The sequence below is a fragment of the Streptomyces sp. NPDC107654 genome, assembly GCF_055639035.1.
Genome location: NZ_JBVKBI010000008.1, coordinates 37,025 through 54,047, shown reverse-complemented (window position 1 = coordinate 54,047; position 17,023 = coordinate 37,025). Strand labels below are relative to the sequence as shown.

Sequence of the window (17,023 nt, the reverse complement as noted above, 5' to 3'; positions counted from 1 at the left end):
TCAACTCGTGGCAGCCGCAGGGGCGCCGGTCGGCTGCACGGCCCGGCCCGGGCCGCCGGCCTCGGGCATGTCCACGGCCGGATTGCCGCCCCACTGCGCGTTCGGGGGGACTTCCTCGCCTTTCATGAGGAAGGAATCGGGTGCCAGCACCGCGCCGTCGCCCATGGTCACGCCGTAGTGCACATGGGCGCCGACGCCCAGCGTGCAGCCGGCGCCGAGCGTGGTGCCGTCGGACTTGAAGGTGCCGTCCTCCTGCGAGTGGCACTGGATCTTGCTCCCGGCGTTGAGGGTGCACTCGTCGCCGATGGTGGCGAGCGTCCGCTCGGTCACGTAGCAGCCGTCGTCGAACACCCTGCGCCCGATGCGCACGCCCATCAGGCGCCAGACGAGGCTCTTGAAGGGGGTGCCGTTGTAGATGTTGAGGAAGTGCGAGGGAATCTTCCACATCCGCTCGTGCAGCCAGAAGTCGCGGTCGTAGATGGAGCACAGCATCGGGCGCATCCTGCGGAACGACATCAGGCAGCGTTCCAGGAACACGTAGTACGCGGTGGAGAAGACGAGCAGCAGCGCCAGGTACCCGCCGATCACCACGTGCCCGAGCACCCCGTACAGATCCACGGAGGCGAGCGCGAACAGCGTCAGCGCGAAGACGTGCACCCAGCGCAGGAAGAGCATCAGGGCCATCGAGCGGAGGTTGTAACGGTTCTTCGCGGTGAGATGGCGGTGCAGCTCGTCACCCGTCCGGAGATGGTCGAACCGGGCGTCCCGCTCCACCGAGCGGGGGATCTCGAAGCACGGTGAGCCCAGCAGACCCACCCCGGTGCGGACCTCGCCGTCGAGGGGGACCATCACCTTCGTCGCGAGCAGGCAGTTCTCGCCCGTCCTGCCGCCCGCCGGATAGGCGATGTTGTTGCCCAGGAAGTTCCGCGGTCCGATCGACACCCGGGACAGCCGGAAGGAGGTGCTGGAGTAGTCGGCGTTGATGACGGAGAGCCCGTCGGCCACCATCGTCCCGGTGCCGACGGAGACCAGGAACGGCGTCTCGTGCTGCATCTCGGTGCCGAAGTTCGAACCGGTCTGCTCGACCCGTGACAGGTCGTAACCGAGACCGCGGAGATAGTGCACGATGTACGAGCTGTCCCCGCACAGCCACGCGAAGAACTTGAGGTTCGTCAGGCGGGTGGCGGACCGGTGCACCGTGTAGTGGAAGCCGTAGAGCGGATACACCCGGTCCGGCTTGACGACCAGGTTCAGCAGCCGCGGGACGGCGTACAGGGCGAAGAGCCCCAGGACGAGGAAGCCGCAGAACACGACGAGCGACACGACCAGCGCGTCCGGGACGAGTTCCGGCCGGCTCAGCACGGCCGTCTGCGGGTCGAGCCGCTTGCCGATCGCCGGTATCCCGGTGAACACCATGTACACGCCGCCGACGGCGATCGGAACGTACACGCCGACCAGCTGCACCAGCGTGACCAGGCCGAACCAGGTCCGGCGCGCGGTACCGCACCGGGCCGGCGCCACCCGGAGGTAGTCGACCCGCGTCGGCTCCGCCGGCGAGCCGTGCCAGCGCTCGCCGTCCGGGACGGCCTGGCCGCGGTGCAGCGACGACGAGTGGCCCAGCTGAGCGCCGTCGCCCATCGAGGTGTCGATGTCCAGGACGGTCTTCTCGCCGACGTACACGTCCCGGCCGAGCGTGACCCGCCCGGTCTGGATGCGGCCCGCGTGGGCGCGGTAGCACAGGAGGAACGCGTCCTTGCGGATCACCGTCCCGGCGCCGATGGTCAGCAGGTCGGTGCAGACCGGGACCGAGCGGGAGAGGATCGTGACGCCCTTGCCGATCCGCGCGCCCAGGGCCCGCAGGTACAGCACGTACAGCGGGGTTCCGACGAGGAACACCATCGGGTTCGCGTGCAGCAGCACCTTGACCAGCCAGAAACGCAGATAGGCCGGGCCCCACACGGGGAACTCGCCCGGTTTCCAGCGGCCCACGAGCAGCCACTTCGCCACGACCGGGAAGACGCACAGGAGCAGGAAGCCGCCACTGCCGAACACCAGGGACCGCAGGTAGATGTCGAGCGGGTCGGGACCGGCGGCGATCCACTCGTACCCCGCGGCGGTGAGGTAGCCGTAGGACAGGGAGTACACCAGGAAGACCGCCATCTGGAACGCCCCGCACAGCAGGTGCGCCTGCCGGCCGGCGCGGCGCACCGGGGCCGGTGCCGTGGCCGGCGCGGACTCCGCCGGTGCCTCGGCCGGACCGGCGGGCGCGGCGGGGGCGGACGCCGGGGCGGCCACCAGCAGCGCCGCCGTCAGACTGCGGATCGTGGGATGCCGGTAGATGTCGCGCATCGAGGGGGAGGGCAGCTCCGGGTTCTTCCTGAGCCGTGCGCAGAACTGCGCCATGACCAGGGAGTTGGCACCCAGGTCGGTGAAGAAGTGGCTCTCGGCCGGAACGTCGTCGGCGCCGGTCACCTCGGCCAGCGTCGCCGCGAGTTTCCTCTCGGTGTCCTTCACGGCCGGCCCGGTGTCGCTCAGGGTGACGGCAGGTTCGACCGGCCCCGATATGGGGACCTCCGAGGACTGCTCCACCATTCGATCTCCTGAGGACGTGTGGTTCGCCAACGGCCGGATGGGTCCCTTTTGACCAGGAACCACCTGTTTCAGTGTGGCCAGCGGGGCAGCAGGCTGCCACTTCGCACCGATCCGCACGCTCACTCAGCGTGTCCGAAGACCCCCGATCCCCGGATTTCCGCCGGAACCGGCCCCACCCACCCCTCACCCGAACGGCGGCCCGCCGCCCTCGCCCCCGTCTCCGTCCCGGTCCCGGAGCGGTCTCCACCGGTCCGGGCGGTCGCGGCACCCGGCGACCGCGCCGGCCGGTCCTCGCGCGAACGGCACCCGGGGCCGTGGACCCCAGCCGCTCACCGATCCGGCGGCGTCACCGGGAGGCGTCCTCCTCGGTCCCCGGCGGGCGGCCGGCGGTCCGACGGGGAGTCCCAAAGACCCCGTCCTCGCCGGGCAGAACGATGCGCGCGGTGCCGTTGGTCAGATCGATGCGCGTCCGCGGCGGGGCGCCGTCGCCCTCCTCGTCGCGCTGCAGTTCCTGCCGCTGCTGCTGCTTGATCTCGACCAGCTTGTTGCCGTTGAAGATCAGGTTGAACTCGTCGAACGCCGAGCCGGTCAAAGGCCGCCGTGAACCGCGGCCGCGCCGGAAGAGGGCGCTGCGCTTGAAGAAGCGCCGCAGGACCAACTCCGTCCCGCAGGAGACGAACAGCAACAACGCGAGCCCGGGGACTATCGCCTGGCTCCACATGCCTGTCATCGGATGAGCCTTCCGTCGAAGGGTTGAGGCTAGCTGCCGGCCAGGGGCGGTCCCGGAGCGCGGTGTCCCGTGCGGCCGGTGCGCGGGCCTCGCGGACCTCTGTCCGGAGCTGTGGCGGGTGGCGGGGGAGGAGCCCGACCACGGCCGGGTGCGGGCGTTCCTGCGCGACATCGGCCCACTTCCAGCTCGATGCGGCTTGATGCGGCCCACAGGTGGTTGACTGCTGTACCGTCGCGGAGCACTTGCCCTGACCGATGCGCTGGAAAAGAATCGGCGATGTCGCACGACGCTGTAGTGCTGCGGCAGAACGGGGGGTGTGCATTGCGGCTCGGTTCGTCGCGCTGCTACGGGTACCTTGCCGCCGGCTGGGCGGTGGCCTTCGCCGGTTTGCATGTCTTCTGGGCCCTGGGCGGAAACGCGGGACTGGACGTCTCGTCGGGTGAGCGTCTCGCGTCCGAGCGGCCGGCCTGGTTCGTAGCCGGAGGCCTCTGGGGAGTAGGCCTGCTGTGCCTGATCGGCGCCGCGGTGGCCCTCGGGCTGCGGCGGCGCGGTGTGCACGGGCACCGGTGGCGTGCGCTGCGGTGGCTCGGCGTCGCGATCTGCGTACTGCTCCTGGTCCGGGGACTTCTCGTGGAGGCGCTGCTCATCGCCGGGGCGCCCGCCGTCGGTGACGTCAGTGCCGCGCAGAGGTTCTGGACGCTCGCCCTGTGGAACCCCTGGTTCGTACTCGGCGGCCTGCTGTTCGGGCTGGCGGCACGCGCCTTCCCCGGCGGCGTGACGGGCCGGGCGGCGGAGAGAGCCGCGGTCACCGACTGACCACCGGTGCGCCGAGGCCGTCCGGGTGGTCGGGGCCACCTACGGCCACCGCCGCACCCCTCCCCGGCCCGCTTCACCACAGGTCGGACGGGGTGCGGCGGCGTCCCGGGCGGGGAGGTCAGATGTCCCGGAAGATCTCGATCTGCGCCCCGATCGAGTTCAGGCGCTCGGCGAGGTCCTCGTACCCGCGGTTGATGACGTACACGTTGCGCAGCACCGAGGTGCCTTCGGCCGCCATCATCGCCAGCAGGACGACCACCGCGGGACGCAGGGCCGGCGGGCACATCATCTCGGCGGCGCGCCAGCGGGTCGGGCCCTCGACCAGCACCCGGTGCGGGTCCAGCAGTTGGAGCCGGCCGCCGAGGCGGTTGAGGTCGGTCAGGTAGATGGCCCGGTTGTCGTACACCCAGTCGTGGATGAGCGTCTTGCCCTGCGCGGTGGCCGCGATGGCCGCGAAGAACGGGACGTTGTCGATGTTCAGGCCCGGGAAGGGCATGGGGTGGATCTTGTCGATCGGTGCTTCGAGCTTGGAGGGGCGGACCGTGAGGTCGACCAGCCGGGTACGGCCGTTGTCCGCGCAGTACTCGGGGCTGCGGTCGTGGTTGAGGCCCATCTCCTCCAGGACCGCCAGCTCGATCTCCAGGAACTCGATGGGCACCCGGCGGACCGTCAGCTCCGACTCGGTCACCACGGCGGCGGCCAGCAGGCTCATCGCCTCGACCGGGTCCTCGGAGGGGGAGTAGTCCACGTCGGCGTCGATGTTCGGCACGCCGTGCACGGTGAGCGTGGTGGTGCCGATGCCCTCCACCTTGACGCCCAGCGCCTCCAGGAAGAAGCACAGGTCCTGGACCATGTAGTTGGAGGAGGCGTTGCGGATGACCGTGACGCCGTCGTGGCGGGCGGCGGCCAGCAGCGCGTTCTCGGTCACGGTGTCGCCGCGCTCGGTCAGCACGATCGGCCGGTCGGGGCGGACCGAGCGGTCCACCCGGGCGTGGTACTGGCCCTCGGTGGCCGCGACGTCCAGACCGAACCGGCGCAGCGCGATCATGTGCGGTTCGATGGTCCGCGTACCCAGGTCGCAGCCGCCGGCGTACGGCAGCTTGAAGTGGTCCATGCGGTGCAGCAGCGGGCCGAGGAACATGATGATGGAGCGCGTGCGGACGGCGGCCTCCGCGTCGATCGCGCCCATCTCCAGCCGGGCGGGCGGGACCAATTCCAGGTCGACCCCGTCGTTGATCCAGCGGGTGCGCACGCCGATGGAGTTGAGCACCTCCAGCAGGCGGTACACCTCCTCGATCCGCGCCACCCGGCGCAGCACCGTGCGCCCCTTGTTCAGCAGGGAGGCGCACAGCAGGGCCACGCACGCGTTCTTGCTGGTCTTGACGTCGATGGCGCCGGACAGGCGGCGGCCGCCGACCACGCGCAGATGCATCGGACCCGCGTAGCCCAGTGACACGATCTCGCTGTCCAGGGCTTCACCGATTCGGGCGATCATCTCAAGGCTGATGTTCTGGTTGCCGCGCTCGATGCGGTTGACCGCGCTCTGACTGGTTCCGAGCGCCTCCGCCAGTTGTGTCTGAGTCCAGCCCCGGTGCTGCCGGGCGTCACGGATGAGCTTGCCGATGCGTACGAGGTAGTCGTCTGACATGAGGTTGAGGTTATCTCAGATATGAGATGGTGCCTCTCAGGGGGTCCATTCGGGTGATGTCGGTGACGGTTCGTCAGTGACGCTGTGCGCAACGGCTCATGGGTACCCGGAAAGATCCGGGCAAATCGTCCCATGTCCAGAGTGTTCGTCCCCTCAGGCAACCCCGTGCCGCCTGTGTCCCTCTGAGACCCCGAAGGGGGATGTATGCCAAAGGGGGATGCACATGAGGAATGGGACAAGTCGGTATGTCGTCGCCGCGTTGCTCGCCGGCTGCTGCACGCTCGTCTCCTGCGGTGCGGAGCGTACGGGCGCGGCGGGCGGCGGACCGTCGTCGCGGTCGTCCGCGGCCGGGGAGCTGTGCGACGTCGAGCCGCCCTCGGACTACACGGGGGACGACATCTCGGACGCCCCGTCGGTCGGCCAGGGCCCCTCGGGCGCCACGGAGGACACCGCGGGCGACGGTCGGGAGCTGTCCGGTCCGACGTCCGACGACGGCCGGGGCGGCCGGGTGGGGCCCGACCTCACCAGCGAGGCCGGAGCCCCGCCCGCGGCCGGCACGGAGGGTACGGAGGGCACCGAGGACACCGAGGGTGCGACCGTGGACGGCGGGCGGGTTCCGTCGGACGGGCATCCGTGGTACGCGATGGCCCGGGAGTTCCGCGCCTATCTGAAGGCGAGCGCCTCGAAGGCGGACGTCGCCGTCGCCGCCCATGTCGAGGGGGTCTGCGTCCGCGCCGCCGACGGCGACGGCCGTACGGTCTCCGACGTGTGGGTCGACTACGGCGTGTGGGACGACGGCGAGCTGGAGCGCACCGCCCGGGTCTTCGCCCGCTGGCGGAGGTCCGTCTACGGCGACCACGGCAGCGTGACGGTCATGGCTCCCGCCAAGATGACCGCCGAGCGCAGCTGGTAGCCGCCGTCCGGGCGAGGCTGGTGGCCGCCGTCCGACCGGCCCAAAGTGCGCGGCGGGCCGGGTGGGCATGACCAGTCGGCGCCCATGTACTAGTGTTATCTCGACATCGAGATATCTGCCGAGGCGCACCGTGGTCGCCACACCCGGTAAGGCATGCCTAACTTAGCCTGGCCTTAGTGGTTCGGCCAAGCCGGCGTGGCGGCACGATTGACGGTGGTACGCGCACATCAATGAAGGAGACTGTCGTGTCGGCGAACAGCTTCGACGCCCGCAGCACGCTGCAGGTGGGCGACGAGTCGTACGAGATCTTCCGGCTGGACAAGGTGGAGGGCTCCGCTCGCCTGCCGTACAGCCTCAAGGTCCTGCTGGAGAACCTGCTCCGCACGGAGGACGGCGCGAACATCACCGCCGACCACATCCGCGCCCTCGGCACCTGGGACTCGCAGGCCCAGCCCTCCCAGGAGATCCAGTTCACGCCGGCCCGCGTGATCATGCAGGACTTCACCGGCGTGCCCTGTGTCGTGGACCTCGCCACGATGCGTGAGGCCGTGAAGGAGCTGGGCGGCGACCCGGCCAAGATCAACCCGCTGGCGCCGGCCGAGCTGGTCATCGACCACTCCGTCATCGCCGACAAGTTCGGCACGAACGACGCCTTCAAGCAGAACGTCGAGCTGGAGTACGGCCGCAACAAGGAGCGCTACCAGTTCCTGCGCTGGGGCCAGACCGCCTTCGACGAGTTCAAGGTCGTCCCCCCGGGCACCGGCATCGTCCACCAGGTGAACATCGAGCACCTGGCCCGTGTCGTGATGGTCCGCGACGGCAAGGCCTACCCGGACACCCTGGTCGGCACCGACTCGCACACCACGATGGTCAACGGCCTCGGCGTCCTCGGCTGGGGCGTCGGCGGCATCGAGGCCGAGGCCGCCATGCTCGGCCAGCCGGTCTCCATGCTCATCCCGCGCGTCGTCGGCTTCAAGCTCACCGGTGAGCTGCAGCCCGGCACCACCGCCACCGACCTGGTGCTCACCATCACCGAGATGCTGCGCAAGCACGGTGTGGTCGGCAAGTTCGTGGAGTTCTACGGCGAGGGCGTCGCCGCCACCTCCCTGGCCAACCGCGCCACCATCGGCAACATGTCCCCGGAGTTCGGCTCCACCGCCGCGATCTTCCCGATCGACGACGAGACCCTGAACTACCTGCGCCTGACCGGCCGCTCCGAGCAGCAGGTCGCCCTGGTCGAGGCCTACGCCAAGGAGCAGGGCCTCTGGCTGGACCCGGCCGCCGAGCCCGACTTCTCCGAGAAGCTGGAGCTGGACCTCTCCACGGTCGTCCCGTCCATCGCCGGCCCGAAGCGCCCGCAGGACCGCATCGTCCTCGCCGAGGCCGCCCAGCAGTTCGCCAAGGACGTCCTCAACTACGTCGAGGCGCCCGCCGCCCAGACCCCGGACGCCGCCGCCTCCCCGGTGGACGAGGCGAGCGACGAGTCCTTCCCGGCCTCCGACGCCCCGGCCTACGGCCACCAGGAGAACGGCGCCGGCGCCCCGCAGCACGGCCAGGGCACCGGTTCCGTACCGTCCAACCCGGTCCAGGTGACGGCCCCCGACGGCACCACCTACGAGCTGGACCACGGTGCGGTGACGGTCGCCGCCATCACCTCCTGCACCAACACCTCCAACCCGTACGTCATGGTCGCCGCCGCGCTGGTGGCCAAGAAGGCGGTCGAGAAGGGCCTGACCCGCAAGCCGTGGGTCAAGACCACCCTCGCCCCGGGTTCGAAGGTCGTCACCGACTACTTCGAGAAGGCGGGCCTCACCCCGTACCTCGACAAGGTCGGCTTCAACCTCGTCGGCTACGGCTGCACCACCTGCATCGGCAACTCCGGCCCGCTGCCGGAGGAGGTCTCCAAGGCCGTCAACGACCACGACCTCGCCGTCACCTCGGTCCTGTCCGGCAACCGGAACTTCGAGGGCCGTATCAACCCCGACGTCAAGATGAACTACCTGGCGTCCCCGCCGCTGGTCGTCGCGTACGCCCTCGCGGGTTCCATGAAGGTGGACATCACCCGGGACGCCCTGGGCACCGACCAGGACGGCAACGAGGTCTTCCTGAAGGACATCTGGCCGTCCGAGGCCGAGGTCAACGAGGTCGTCGCCAGCGCCATCGGCGAGGACATGTTCTCCAAGTCCTACCAGGACGTCTTCGCCGGCGACGCCCAGTGGCAGTCGCTGCCGGTGCCGACCGGCAACACCTTCGAGTGGGACGCCGAGTCCACCTACGTCCGCAAGCCCCCGTACTTCGAGGGCATGGGCATGGAGCCGGCCCCGGTCGAGGACATCGCCGGCGCCCGCGTCCTCGCCAAGCTGGGCGACTCGGTCACCACCGACCACATCTCCCCGGCCGGCGCCATCAAGGCCGACACCCCGGCCGGCAAGTACCTCACGGAGCACGGCGTCGAGCGCCGCGACTTCAACAGCTACGGCTCGCGCCGCGGCAACCACGAGGTCATGATCCGCGGTACGTTCGCCAACATCCGCCTGCGCAACCAGATCGCGCCGGGCACGGAGGGTGGCTACACGCGTGACTTCACGCGGGCCGCGGAAGGTGACGGGGAAGCCCCCGTCTCCTTCATCTACGACGCCTCGCAGAACTACCAGGCCGCCGGCATCCCGCTGGTCGTCCTGGCCGGCAAGGAGTACGGCTCCGGCTCGTCCCGCGACTGGGCGGCCAAGGGCACCGCGCTCCTCGGCGTCAAGGCCGTCATCGCCGAGTCGTACGAGCGCATCCACCGCTCGAACCTCATCGGCATGGGCGTCCTGCCGCTGCAGTTCCCGGAGGGCCAGTCCGCCGAGTCCCTCGGCCTGACCGGCGAGGAGACCTTCTCCATCTCCGGCGTCACCGAGCTGAACGACGGCACCACGCCGCGCACGGTCAAGGTCACCACCGACACCGGTGTCGAGTTCGACGCGGTCGTCCGCATCGACACCCCCGGTGAGGCCGACTACTACCGCAACGGCGGCATCATGCAGTACGTGCTGCGCAACCTGATCCGCAAGTAAGCGGCGGCGCACAGCGCTTCAGGGCCGCGTCCCCCGGCACCCGGGGGGGCGCGGCCCTCGCCGTGGCACCGCGGTATGGAAGAAGCGGGCCGGTGCCTCCTGGCCATGGCGCCGGTAGCGGTGAGTGGTCTTCCGAGCGCCCTCTGTCGAGGCTCTCGCCCAGCCGCTCCCGGCGGCGGCGCGTGGCCGTCGCGGCGGCCCCGCTCACTCGCCCAGCAGCGCGCCGAGGTCCGGCACCGCCAGCTCGGCCCAGATCACCTTGCCGTGCGGGGTGTACCGGGTGCCCCAGCGTTCGGACAGCTGGGAGACGAGGAACAGGCCGCGCCCGCCCTCGTCGGTCGTCCCGGCGTACCGCAGGTGCGGGGAGGTGCTGCTGCCGTCGGCGACCTCGCAGATCAGCGTGCGGTCGTGGATGAGCCGCACATGGACCGGGTCGGAGCCGTAGCGGATCGCGTTGGTGATCAGCTCGCTCAGCACGAGTTCCATGCCGAAGCCCAGCTCGGACAGCCCCCACTCGTCCAGCTTGGCGGAAACGGCGCCGCGCATCCCCGACACCGCGGCCGGGTCGCGCGGCACGTCCCAGTCGGCGACCCGGTCGGCGGGCAGCACCCGGGTGCGCGCCACGAGCAGCGCGACATCGTCCCCGGGACGCTCGGGCAGCAGCTGCTCCAGCACCGCCCCGCAGGTCTCCTCCGGGGACCGGCCGGGATGGCCCGCCAGGGCCCGGCGCAGCAGCTCCATGCCCTCGTCGAGGTCCCGTCTGCGGTCCTCGATCAGACCGTCGGTGTACAGGACCAGCTGGCTGCCCTCGGCCAGCTCCAGCTCGGCCGTCCGGAACGGCAGGCCGCCCAGCCCCAGCGGAGGGCCGGCCGGCAGGTCGGGGAAGGCGGCGCTGCCGTCGGGATGGACCAGCGCGGGCGCCAGATGACCGGCCCGCGCCATGACACAGCGGCGCGTCACCGGATCGTAGATCGCGTACAGACAGGTCGCGCCGACGATCTCCCCGGCCGTCTCCGGGCAGGCCTCGTCCTGGTCGATGCGGCCGACCAGGTCGTCCAGGTGCTGGAGCAGTTCGTCGGGCGGCAGGTCCAGGGTGGAGAAGTTGTGCACCGCGGTCCGCAGCCGCCCCATCGTCGCGGCGGCGTGCAGCCCGTGCCCCACCACGTCACCGACGGCCAGGGCCACCCGGCCGCCCGGCAGCGGGATCACGTCGAACCAGTCCCCGCTCACCCCCGACTGCGCCGGCAGGTAGCGGTAGCCGACGTCCAGGGCGCTCTGCTCGGGCAGTGCCCGCGGCAGCAGACTGCGCTGCAGGGTGACCGCGAGGGCGTGCTCGCGGGTGTAGCGGCGGGCGTTGTCGATGCTGACCGCGGCCCGGGCCACCAGCTCCTCCGCCAGGGACAGCTCCTCGTCGTCGAAGGGCTCCCGTTTGGAGCGCCAGAAGTTGGCCATGCCCAGGACCACACCCCGGGCCCGGATGGGCGCCGCGATGAGCGAGTGGATGCCGTACTCCAGGATCTGCCGGGTCCGCTCGGGGTCCTGGGCCCGCCAGCCCTCGGCGCCCGCCAGGTCGGTCACCAGTTCGGAGCGGCCGGCGCCGTAACCGCGGGCCTGCGGGGTGGACGGCAGGAAGTCGATCAGCCGGCCCTGCTCGTAGAGCGGGTGGTCGTCCCCGATGCCGCTCACGGCGACCCGCCGCATGTCCGTGGCCGTCGGAGCCGGCTCCTCGCCGTGCAGCACGGCGTCGGCCAGGTCGACGGTGATGAAGTCGGCGAACCGCGGTACGGCGACCCGGGCCAGCTCGTCGGCCGTGCGGACCACGTCCAGGGTGGTCCCGACGGCCAGGCCGGCGTCGTACAGCAGTTCCAGCCGCTCCCGGGCGGCCTCGGCCCGGCCGGACACCGCCTGCAGCTCGGTGGAGTCGCGCAGCGTCACGACGGTTCCGCCGGGGCCGCCCGCGCGGTCCGTGGGCCGCTGGTTGACCGCCAGCAGCCGGCCCTTGGCGAAGTGCACCTCGTCGCTGGCCGGGCGCCCGGAGACGAGCAGTTCCGCCGTCGCGGGGTCCAGGTCCGGCAGCGTGCGTACGTTGCGTCCCTCGGCGTCGGCGGGCAGCTCCAGCAGGCGCCGGGCCTCGTCGTTGACGAGGAGCAGCCGGCCGTCGGCACCGACGATGAGGACGCCCTCCCGCACCGAGTGCAACACCGTGTCGTGGTGCTCGTACATGCGGGTCATCTCGTCCGGCGCCAGGCTGTGGGTCTGCCGCCGCAGCCTGCGCCCCACCAGGGCCGTACCACCGGTCGACAGCAGGAGCGCGCCGCACCCGGCGCCCAGGATGATCGGCAGCTGCCGGTTCAGCTCGCTGGTGACGTGCTTGACCTTCAGCCCGGCGGAGACCAGCCCGACCACCCGGCCGCTGCTGTCGTCGACCGGCACGATGGCCTGCACCTCGTGGCCCAGCGGACCGTGCACGCTCTCGGTGTAGACCTTGCCGTGCAGCGAGGGCTCGATGGTGCCCACGAACCGCTTGCCGATCCGGCTGGGAATCGGGTGGGTGTAGCGGATGCCGTGGGTGTCCATGACGACGATGAAGTCGACGCCCGAGGATGTGCGGGCACTCTCGGTCAGCGGCTGGAGGATCTTGGACGGATCAGGGCTCCGCAGAGCCTGCACCACCCCCGGAGCGTGGGCGAAGGTCTCCGCGACGGCTATGGACCGGCGCTTGGCCTCGGTGGTGGTGTCCCGCTTCGACTGCAGGAAGAGTGCGAGGACGGCGCCGAGCACGAGCAGCACGACCAGCGCGACCTGGAGCAGGAACACCTGCCCGGCGACGCTGCGGGGGCTCTTTCCGATCACAGTGCGCCACGCGAGACGCCTGAATCGAACAGATGCGTCCGACATGCGGTATTTGTAGCACCGGTGTTTTCCATGTGGCTATGGTCCGTCCACGAGATGGACACGGGGGCTGCCGCCGGGCGCCGGGTGTTCCGCGTCCGCGCCTCGTCCATTGTCGGTCCGTCTCCGGCTTGCCGCCGTCGACGATCTCGGCGTCCACCACGCCGGAGTCCCTGCCGGATCCCGCCGCCTCGTCGCCGTCCTGCCCGGTTCGGCGGGTCTGCCGGGGCCGCCCGGTCCGTGACCGTTCCCGCATCGCCGTACCGGTCCTCCGTACGGCCCGCGCGGCACGGTCCGCCGCCTGCCGGATCGCCGCGGTCTCCTCCGGCCTCGGCCGCTGCCGCCGGCGGCGAGGCCGTCACCGCCGGGTCGCCACCCACCGGACGCGCCATCGTCCTGCGCCCTCCATGTCTCCACCCCTCCCGTCACCGCATGTCCCGCCCTCCGGGTTCCCAGCATGGCGCCCCCGCCCGCTACGGGGGCACGGGATTTTCGGCGCCTCCGGTCGACCCGGCCTCCGAGCGGCCCCGGGTTTCCGGTGCCCGGCCGTTTACGGCAGCGGCGGCAACCGTCGCCGGCGCCTCGCCGGGTGCGGTCGAGGAGAGCCGCTCTTGGGCCGGCACGCTCCCGGCGGGCGGGTCGGGACGGCACATCGTCGGCCCGGCAGGCTGCGTCGTCCGGGCGGCGGTGGCGGCAGCGCCACCGCCCTGGCCTGCCGGGTCGGTCGACCCGCTCTGGGCGGACCCGGTGGCCGTGCGCACCGGGTCCGCGAGCCGGGCAGGGGAGGGGGGTGGTGGAATCCCTGCCCGGAGGGGATGGCCTGCGATTGCGTGGCTTGTGCGGCACTCCGGCCGCGCGACATCGTTGTCAATGGTCTGTACATGACTCTACCGCCTCAACCGACAACGATGTCAAGCCACTTGGCTCCCTCGACCGGGTGATGCCGGCGTGCGCCTCCCGGAGCGTACGCGGTCTTCCGTGGTACCGGTGGCACACGTTACTGTCCCTGCGGCTTGTGCGACCTGTGGTGCGCGACCCGTCCGTTAGGAGGAAGGGCCGCGTCATGCGTTTGAGACCCACGTCCCTGCTGCTCGCCGCGCTCCTCGCGACCGGCGGCACCTGGGCGGTCCCCGCCCTCGCGGCGACCGCCGCTCCCCCCGGCCTCGTCAAGGACCCCACCCCGTACGTCGACCCGCTGATCGGCACCAGGAACGGCGGTGACGTCTTCCCGGGCGCCGTCGTGCCGTTCGGCATGCTCTCCTGGAGCCCGGAGAACACCCGCGGCGACGCCACGAGAACCGCCGCGCCCGGTGGATACCAGTACGACGCCACCCGCATCCGGGGTTTCAGCCTCACCCACATGTCCGGCACCGGCTGCGCGGGCGGCAGCGGGGACATCCCGTTCTTCCCGTACGCCGGCGAGGTCACCTCCTCCCCGGCGAGCGACACCGAGGACGCCGTCTACGCCTCCGACTTCCGCCACGCCGACGAGACCGCCGAGCCCGGCCACTACCAGGCCGTCCTGGCCTCCGGTGTCACCGCCGACCTCACCGCCACCGCGCGCACCGGCTCGGCCCGCTTCACCTACCCGGCCGGAAAGCCCGCCTCGCTGCTCGTGCGCACCGCCAACTCCGAGGTGGGCTCGGAGGATTCGACGGTCACCATCGACCCGGACACCCGGACCGTCTCCGGCTCGGTCACCTCCGGCAACTTCTGCGGCTACCTCGACCCCGAGGGCCGACGCTCCTACTACACCCTGTACTTCACCGCCCGCTTCGACCGCGCCTTCCAGGCCACCGGCACCTGGCACGACGACCGGCTGGACCCCGGCTCCCGGAAGGCCTCCGGTGGCACCGGCGGCTTCGCGCACGACGGGCGGCCGGTCGCGGGGAAGGGCGCCGGCGGATACGTCGAGTTCGCCCCCGGCGACGGCCCGGTCCACGTCAAGGTCGGGATCTCCTACGTCGGCAGGGAGGCCGCCGAGGCCAACCTGGACGCCGAGAACCCGCCGGGACGCTCCTTCGACGCGGTCCGGGAGGCCGCCCGGCGGGCCTGGCGGGAGCGGCTGGGGGCGGTCCGGGTCGGCGGCGGCACGGAGGCCGAGCGCATCACCTTCTACACCGCCCTCTACCACGCGCTGCTGCACCCCAACGTCATCAGCGACGCCGACGGCAGGTACCGGGGCGCCGACGGCCGTGTCCACACGGTCCGCCGCCGGCACGCCCAGTACGGCACCTTCTCGGGCTGGGACGTCTACCGCGACCAGGTCCAGCTGCTGACGCTCCTCGACCCGCGCACCGGCTCGGACATCGCGCAGTCCCTGTACGAACTGGCCCGGCAGAACGACGGCGTCTGGGACCGCTGGCTGCACGGCGCGAGCGGCACCCACGTCATGAACGGCGACCCCGCGCCGACCGCGCTGGCCGGCATCCACGCCTTCGGCGGCACCGACTTCGACCTCAGGGGCGCCCTGAGGTCCCTGGTGCGGGCGGCGACCGTCCCCACCGCGCAGGACCTGTCCGCCGCCGGGAAACCCGTCCTGTCGGTGGGCCAGCGGCCGTCCCTCGACAAGTACCTCACGCTGCACTACATGCCGTCCGTCTCCAACGCCTGGGGCGGCGCCGCCGAGACGCTGGAGATGTCCACCGCGGACTTCTCGATCGCCCAGCTCGCCCGCGCGGCGGGGGAGAAGGGCACCGCGGACACCTTCGCGCGGCGCGCCCAGTGGTGGCAGAACACCTTCGACATCGCGGCCCACCCCTCCGGCGGCTACGTCGCGAACCGCAAGGCCGACGGCAGCTGGGTCACCGGCTTCGCCCCGGACACCGGCAACGGGTTCGTGGAGGGCACGGCCGCCCAGTACACCTGGATGGTCCCGCACGACCCGGCGGGTCTCTTCGCCGCGCTGGGCGGCCGGGAGAAGGCGCTCGCCCGGCTGGACGACTTCTTCCACGACGCCGACGGAGGCTGGGCCTTCACCGGCCACGGCGGCACCAAGTCCGAGCTGGACAACGAGCCGTCGATCAACGTCCCCTACCTGTACGCCTACGCGGGCGCCCCCTCCAGGACACAGGAGACCGTCCGCGCGGCGATGCGGCGGCTGTGGTCCGCCGAGCCCGGCGGCATCCCGGGCAACGACGACCTCGGCGCGATGTCCGCGTGGTACGTCTTCTCCGCCCTCGGCATGTACCCGCAGGTGCCCTCCCGCGCCGAACTCGTCCTCGCCTCGCCGCTGTTCGAGCGGATCGAGATCGACCGGCCGCACGGCAACGACATCTCCGTCCGCGCCACGGGAGCGGCGGCCGACGCACCGTACGTCCACGCCCTGAAGGTCGACGGCCGCTCCAGCGACCGTCCTTGGCTGCCCGCCTCCTTCGTCCGGGACGGCGGCCGGCTCGACTACACCCTGTCCGCCGTCCCGGACCGCGACTGGGGCGCGAGCAGCCCGCCGCCGTCCTTCCGGGAGGGCGAGCAGCCGTACCAGATCGGCGTCGGGCCCACCACGGCCACCCTCGCCCCCGGCGACAGCACGACGATCGGCGTCCGCGCGCTGTCACTCACCGGCGGCACCGGCCCCGAGGTGCGCTTCCGGGTCCGGACCCCGGCCGGGGTGACGGCCGCGCCCGCCGAGGGCACGGTCACCGACGGCGCCCAGGACATCACCCTCACGGCGGCACGGGACGCCGAGCAGGGGTTCGCCGACGTCCGGGTGGAGGTCACCTCGGGCGACTCCTCGTACGCGCAGCCGGTGACGCTCACCGTCGCCGCCCCGGGCACCCTGCTCGCCGCCTACGACACCACGGGCATCTCCGACGACGACGGCGACCACGACGAGGCCGACTACGACGGCGGCGGCTGGAGCTACTCCCGGCAGGCCCTCGCCGCGGCCGGCCTCACCCCCGGCGGACAGTCCACCGTCGACGGCCTGGCCCTCACCTGGCCCGCCTCGCCCACCGGCCGCCCCGACAACGCCTCCGCGTCCGGCCAGACCATCCGACTCACGGCTCCCGCACAGCGGTTGTCCTTCGTCGGCAGCGCGGTCAACGGCAACCAGCAGAGCAGGGCAACCGTCACCTACACCGACGGCACCACCGACACCGTCGACCTCTCCCTCACCGACTGGACCATGGGCGGCGGAGGGGGCACCGTCCAGTACGGCAACGAGATCGTCGCCAGGACCGCGTACCGCAACGTCGCCGGCGCGGACCAGGACCCGGTGGCGACGTACGTCTTCGCCACCCGGCCGTACCAGGCGCCGCCCGGCCGGCGGATCCGCAGCGTCACCCTCCCGCACGCCACGGACCTGCACGTCTTCACCCTCGCGACGGGCTGAGCCCGGGCACGGCACGGGGGCGGGCCCGCTGGGGCCCGCCCCC

At 71.6% G+C, this 17,023-nt stretch carries 8 protein-coding genes; 4 read left to right on the top strand and 4 right to left on the bottom strand.

Translation table 11 applies throughout. The features are described 5' to 3' along the window. A complete protein-coding gene (locus ACZ7N4_RS16395; RefSeq protein ID WP_471358912.1) occupies nt 1–2,592 on the bottom strand; it encodes a Pls/PosA family non-ribosomal peptide synthetase in 2,592 nt (863 codons plus the stop codon). 346 nt (nt 2,593–2,938) lie between these two features. Next, entirely contained in the window at nt 2,939–3,322 is a 384-nt protein-coding gene (locus ACZ7N4_RS16390) for a DUF6191 domain-containing protein (protein WP_471358910.1), read from the bottom strand. Between the two features lie 276 nt (nt 3,323–3,598). On the opposite strand from ACZ7N4_RS16390, the gene ACZ7N4_RS16385 reads away from it, so the two are divergent. After that, the gene (locus tag ACZ7N4_RS16385) at nt 3,599–4,138 is read left to right on the top strand and encodes a DUF3995 domain-containing protein (RefSeq protein WP_471358908.1); all 540 of its coding nucleotides are present in this window, start codon (nt 3,599–3,601) and stop codon (nt 4,136–4,138) included. Nucleotides 4,139–4,256: 118 nt separating this feature from the next. On the opposite strand, the gene ACZ7N4_RS16380 is transcribed toward ACZ7N4_RS16385, so the two are convergent. Then, the gene (locus ACZ7N4_RS16380; protein ID WP_471358905.1) at nt 4,257–5,786 is read right to left on the bottom strand and encodes a helix-turn-helix domain-containing protein; all 1,530 of its coding nucleotides are present in this window, start codon (nt 5,784–5,786) and stop codon (nt 4,257–4,259) included. 223 nt (nt 5,787–6,009) lie between these two features. On the opposite strand from ACZ7N4_RS16380, the gene ACZ7N4_RS16375 reads away from it, so the two are divergent. Both ACZ7N4_RS16375 and ACZ7N4_RS16370 read left to right on the top strand, forming a co-directional pair. Next, nucleotides 6,010–6,699 carry a hypothetical protein gene (locus tag ACZ7N4_RS16375; RefSeq protein WP_471358902.1) on the top strand — a complete coding sequence of 230 codons (690 nt, stop codon included), beginning with the start codon at nt 6,010–6,012 and terminating at the stop codon, nt 6,697–6,699. A 230-nt stretch (nt 6,700–6,929) separates the two neighbouring features. Continuing rightward, nucleotides 6,930–9,755, top strand: a complete 2,826-nt coding sequence (locus ACZ7N4_RS16370) for an aconitate hydratase (protein WP_471358900.1) — start codon at nt 6,930–6,932, stop codon at nt 9,753–9,755. Nucleotides 9,756–9,959: 204 nt separating this feature from the next. On the opposite strand, the gene ACZ7N4_RS16365 is transcribed toward ACZ7N4_RS16370, so the two are convergent. Continuing rightward, nucleotides 9,960–12,653, bottom strand: coding sequence for a SpoIIE family protein phosphatase (locus ACZ7N4_RS16365; protein ID WP_471358897.1), 2,694 nt, complete (start codon nt 12,651–12,653; stop codon nt 9,960–9,962). A 1,057-nt stretch (nt 12,654–13,710) separates the two neighbouring features. Between ACZ7N4_RS16365 and ACZ7N4_RS16360 the strand changes: the two genes are divergently transcribed. Continuing rightward, nucleotides 13,711–16,980, top strand: coding sequence for a GH92 family glycosyl hydrolase (locus ACZ7N4_RS16360; protein ID WP_471358894.1), 3,270 nt, complete (start codon nt 13,711–13,713; stop codon nt 16,978–16,980). Nucleotides 16,981–17,023: the final 43 nt, after the last annotated feature.

What these genes read in the sequence shown, in the direction of transcription:
- ACZ7N4_RS16395 (WP_471358912.1), bottom strand. Translation starts at nt 2,592, where the DNA reads ATGGTGGAGCAGTCCTCGGAGGTCCCCATATCGGGGCCGGTCGAACCT.
- ACZ7N4_RS16390 (WP_471358910.1), bottom strand. Translation starts at nt 3,322, where the DNA reads ATGACAGGCATGTGGAGCCAGGCGATAGTCCCCGGGCTCGCGTTGTTG.
- ACZ7N4_RS16385 (WP_471358908.1), top strand. Translation starts at nt 3,599, where the DNA reads ATGTCGCACGACGCTGTAGTGCTGCGGCAGAACGGGGGGTGTGCATTG.
- ACZ7N4_RS16380 (WP_471358905.1), bottom strand. Translation starts at nt 5,786, where the DNA reads ATGTCAGACGACTACCTCGTACGCATCGGCAAGCTCATCCGTGACGCC.
- ACZ7N4_RS16375 (WP_471358902.1), top strand. Translation starts at nt 6,010, where the DNA reads ATGAGGAATGGGACAAGTCGGTATGTCGTCGCCGCGTTGCTCGCCGGC.
- ACZ7N4_RS16370 (WP_471358900.1), top strand. Translation starts at nt 6,930, where the DNA reads ATGAAGGAGACTGTCGTGTCGGCGAACAGCTTCGACGCCCGCAGCACG.
- ACZ7N4_RS16365 (WP_471358897.1), bottom strand. Translation starts at nt 12,653, where the DNA reads ATGTCGGACGCATCTGTTCGATTCAGGCGTCTCGCGTGGCGCACTGTG.
- ACZ7N4_RS16360 (WP_471358894.1), top strand. Translation starts at nt 13,711, where the DNA reads ATGCGTTTGAGACCCACGTCCCTGCTGCTCGCCGCGCTCCTCGCGACC.